General features: G+C 43.4%; 4 protein-coding genes. All 4 read left to right on the top strand.

Features of this window, described 5'->3' with window-relative positions:
- On the top strand, window positions 1-609 hold a 609-nt coding region (gene cdsA / locus RAC86_RS35395; protein ID WP_377886683.1), incomplete at its 5' end, for a phosphatidate cytidylyltransferase.
- Between the two features lie 61 nt (window positions 610-670).
- Window positions 671-1822, top strand: coding sequence for a 1-deoxy-D-xylulose-5-phosphate reductoisomerase (dxr, locus tag RAC86_RS35390; RefSeq protein ID WP_377886682.1), 1152 nt, complete (start codon window positions 671-673; stop codon window positions 1820-1822).
- 6 nt (window positions 1823-1828) lie between these two features.
- Window positions 1829-3097 carry an RIP metalloprotease RseP gene (gene rseP, locus RAC86_RS35385; protein WP_010886508.1) on the top strand — a complete coding sequence of 423 codons (1269 nt, stop codon included), beginning with the start codon at window positions 1829-1831 and terminating at the stop codon, window positions 3095-3097.
- A gap of 32 nt (window positions 3098-3129) precedes the next feature.
- On the top strand, window positions 3130-4824 hold the full coding sequence (gene proS, locus RAC86_RS35380; RefSeq protein WP_003231918.1) for a proline--tRNA ligase: 1695 nt from the start codon (window positions 3130-3132) through the stop codon (window positions 4822-4824).
- Window positions 4825-4841: the final 17 nt, after the last annotated feature.

Genomic DNA, 4841 nt, shown 5'->3' with positions numbered 1-4841 from the left:
CTATTGCCAAGCCAGTATTCGTTTTTTGAAGCGGACGGAATTTCCAAAATGGAAATCGCTTTATTTGCGGTACTGCTATTGCTGACTTACACAGTGTTGGTCAAGAACACCTTTACTTTTGATGAAGTCGGGTTTATTACGCTTGCAGCAATTTACATCGGAATGTGTTTTCATTATTTTATCGAAATCAGAAATCTTGACCAATACGGATTAACATACATTTTTTATGCGTGTGTTGTCATTTGGTCCACCGATTCCGGTGCCTATTTTGTCGGTAAATCGCTTGGGAAGCGGAAACTGTGGCCTGAAATCAGTCCGAATAAAACAGTGGAAGGGTTTGCAGGCGGAATTGTCATCGCACTTGTATTGGCGACGATTTTTCAGCTTGTTGCACAACTTCCGATCCCGTATATCTATCTGCTGTTGATCACGCTGTTTTTGTCTGTTTTCGGACAACTTGGAGATTTAGTGGAATCCGCCTTGAAAAGACATTACGATGTAAAGGATTCTGGGAATATTCTTCCCGGGCATGGCGGTATATTAGACCGTTTTGACAGTTTCTTGTTTGTCATGCCTTTCTTGTACTTTCTGCTTGCCCTTTTTTCATAAAAAAGTCTAATATGAATATGAGACTGATCATGCAGCAATAAGAATAGGAGTAGTGGCAACTTTGAAAAATATTTGTCTTTTAGGAGCAACAGGATCAATCGGCGAACAGACTCTTGATGTACTGCGTGCACATCAAGACCAATTTCAGCTGGTATCTATGTCGTTTGGCAGAAATATTGATAAGGCCGTTCCAATGATTGAGGTCTTTCAGCCGAAGTTTGTCTCTGTCGGTGATCTGGATACATATCATAAATTAAAACAAATGTCTTTTTCTTTTGAATGCCAAATCGGGCTGGGAGAAGAAGGGCTGATAGAAGCAGCAGTGATGGAGAAGGTTGACATTGTTGTCAACGCTTTGCTTGGAAGCGTCGGCCTTATCCCGACGTTAAAGGCAATTGAACAGAAAAAAACAATTGCGCTTGCAAATAAGGAAACTCTTGTCACTGCAGGGCATATAGTAAAAGAACATGCTAAGAAATATGATGTTCCGCTGCTGCCTGTTGACAGTGAGCATTCAGCCATCTTTCAAGCTCTTCAAGGCGAACAGGCTAAAAACATTGAACGCCTCATCATTACGGCATCCGGCGGAAGTTTTCGGGACAAGACGCGGGAGGAGCTCGAATCAGTAACAGTTGAAGATGCATTAAAACATCCAAACTGGTCAATGGGTGCAAAAATTACAATTGATTCGGCTACAATGATGAATAAGGGATTAGAGGTGATCGAGGCACACTGGCTTTTCGATATACCTTATGAACAAATTGATGTGGTTTTACATAAGGAGAGCATCATCCATTCAATGGTTGAGTTCCATGATAAAAGTGTGATCGCACAGCTCGGAACTCCGGATATGAGAGTCCCCATTCAATATGCGCTCACTTATCCTGACCGATTGCCATTACCAGATGCGAAAAGGCTTGAATTATGGGAAATCGGCAGCCTTCATTTTGAGAAAGCTGATTTTGACAGGTTCCGATGCTTACAATTTGCTTTTGAATCAGGTAAAATAGGAGGAACAATGCCGACAGTGCTAAATGCGGCAAACGAAGTAGCTGTCGCTGCCTTTTTAGCTGGCAAGATACCGTTTTTGGCTATTGAAGACTGTATCGAAAAGGCACTAACCCGCCATCAATTACTGAAAAAACCGAGCCTGGCGGACATTCAAGAAGTGGACAAAGATACCCGGGGATACGTCAATTCAATACTCACATAAGGTGGTATGTTCGTGAATACAGTTATAGCGTTTATCATTATTTTCGGAACGCTCGTTTTCTTCCATGAACTGGGCCATTTATTGCTAGCCCAAAGAGCGGGAATTCTCTGCCGTGAATTTGCGATCGGCTTCGGTCCAAAGATTTTTTCTTTCAAAAAAAATGAAACAGTTTATACGATCAGGCTGCTTCCGGTCGGCGGATTTGTTCGTATGGCCGGCGAAGATCCGGAAATGATTGAGGTGAAACCCGGATACACGGTCGGGCTTCTGTTTAATAAGGAAGATCAAGTTGAGAAAGTCATCATCAATCAAAAGGAAAAATATCCGGATGCATTAGTCATTGAAGTGGAAACAGCGGATCTAGAGCATGACATGAAGATCACCGGTTATGAACAGGGGAAAGAGGACGAACTTTCCAGCTTTACTGTCAGCGAAACATCCTTTTTTATTGTAGACGGAGAAGAAGTGCAGATTGCGCCGTATAATCGCCAATTTGGTTCCAAACCTGTATGGCAGCGGATTAAAGCAATTGCTGCAGGGCCGATTATGAACTTTATTTTAGCTTACGTCATTTTAGTGATGCTTGGGCTGATTCAAGGCGTACCGTCAAATGAACCTATGCTCGGGCAGCTGACAGACAATGGACGGGCGGCTGAAGCAGGGCTAAAAGAAGGGGATTATATCCAAAGCATTAACGGAGAGAAAATGAGGTCTTGGACTGACATTGTCTCCGCTGTAAAAGAAAACCCGGAGAAAGAAATGGACGTTGCAGTAAAAAGAGATAACAAAACGCTTCATATTTCGGTGACTCCGGAAGCTGTTAAAGATGAGAACAAAAAAACAATCGGACGTTTCGGTTCCTATGCGCCGACTGAAAAAGGCGTACTCTCAGCGGTTGCTTACGGCGCGACATCAACAGTTGATGTCACCAAAGCCATTTTAACCAATCTGAGCAAATTAGTAACAGGCCAATTTAAACTCGATATGCTGTCAGGTCCTGTCGGCATATATGACATGACAGACCAAGTGGCGAAAACAGGGATCGTGAACTTATTTCAGTTTGCGGCGTTTTTAAGCATTAACCTTGGGATTGTCAACCTGCTTCCGATTCCGGCACTTGACGGAGGAAGACTGTTGTTTCTATTTATTGAAGCGATTCGGGGCAAACCGATTAACAGGGAAAAAGAAGCATTTGTTGTGTTTATCGGAGTAGCTTTCTTAATGCTTCTTATGCTGGTTGTCACATGGAACGATATCCAGCGGCTGTTTTTGTAAACGAAAAGTAAATCAATCAGAGGTGCGAAGAAATGAGACAAAGCTTGACGCTTATTCCTACGCTCCGTGAAGTTCCAGCTGATGCCGAAGCAAAAAGTCATCAGCTTCTTCTGAGAGCAGGATTTATCAGACAGAATACGAGCGGGGTATACAGCTATATGCCTCTTGCGTATAAGGTGATTCAAAACATTCAGCAGATTGTTCGAGAGGAAATGGAGAAAATTGATGCCGTAGAAATGCTCATGCCCGCATTGCAGCAGGCAGAGACATGGCAGGAATCAGGCAGATGGTATACGTATGGTCCCGAACTGATGAGACTAAAAGACCGTCATGGCCGTGAATTTGCTTTAGGGGCAACGCATGAAGAGGTTATCACTTCGCTTGTTCGCGATGAGGTTAAATCTTATAAGCGTCTCCCTCTGACTCTTTATCAAATTCAGTCTAAGTTCAGAGATGAAAAACGTCCTCGCTTCGGTTTGTTAAGAGGCCGCGAATTTATTATGAAGGATGCGTACTCTTTCCATGCATCTGCAGAGAGCCTGGATGAAACGTATCAAAAAATGTACGAGGCCTATTCTAATATTTTTGCCCGCTGCGGCATTAATGTAAGACCTGTTATCGCTGATTCAGGCGCAATGGGAGGAAAGGATACGCACGAATTTATGGCACTTTCTGCGATCGGAGAGGATACGATTGCGTATTCTGATGAATCACAGTACGCGGCTAATATCGAGATGGCTGAAGTTCTTCACCAGGAAGTTCCTTCAGATGAAGAGCCTAAAGCTCTAGAGAAGGTTCATACGCCTAACGTGAAAACAATCGAAGAACTGACTGCGTTCTTACAGGTTTCGGCTGAAGCGTGCATTAAGTCAGTATTGTTTAAAGCTGATGACCGTTTTGTCTTAGTGCTTGTAAGAGGGGATCATGAAGTTAACGATATTAAAGTGAAAAACTTGCTTCATGCAGAAGTTGTAGAGCTTGCTACACATGAAGAGGTCATTCAGCAGCTCGGAACAGAGCCAGGCTTTGTAGGCCCTGTCGGTATTCATCAGGATGTGGAAGTATATGCCGATCAAGCTGTGAAAGCAATGGTTAATGCTGTTGCCGGGGCAAATGAAGGAGATCATCATTATAAAAATGTCAATGTGAATCGTGACGCGCAAATTAAAGAATTTGCTGATCTTCGTTTTATTAAAGAAGGTGATCCTTCACCAGACGGCAAGGGAACGATCCGTTTTGCTGAGGGAATCGAAGTCGGACAAGTCTTTAAGCTCGGAACACGCTATTCAGAAGCGATGAATGCGACATATTTAGATGAAAACGGACGCGCGCAGCCAATGCTGATGGGCTGTTACGGAATCGGTGTGTCAAGAACGCTTTCTGCTATTGCTGAACAGCATCACGACGAAAAAGGCTTAATATGGCCAAAAAGCGTTGCGCCGTACGATCTTCATATTCTTGCTTTGAACATGAAAAACGATGGGCAAAGAGAGCTTGCTGAAAAGCTGTATGCCGATTTAAAAGCGGAAGGCTATGAAGTGCTCTATGATGACCGTGCTGAGCGTGCCGGCGTAAAATTCGCTGATTCAGATTTAATCGGCCTTCCAATCCGCATCACTGTCGGAAAACGAGCTGACGAAGGAATCGTCGAAGTGAAAATTCGTCAAACTGGTGAGTCAACTGAGATTTCAGTAGACGAATTATCTGCGTTTATCAGCAAGCAGTAATCACCATAACGATTTAT

The organism is Bacillus sp. LR_5 (genome assembly GCF_042709275.1).
This window is presented reverse-complemented; position numbering and strand designations above follow the sequence as displayed.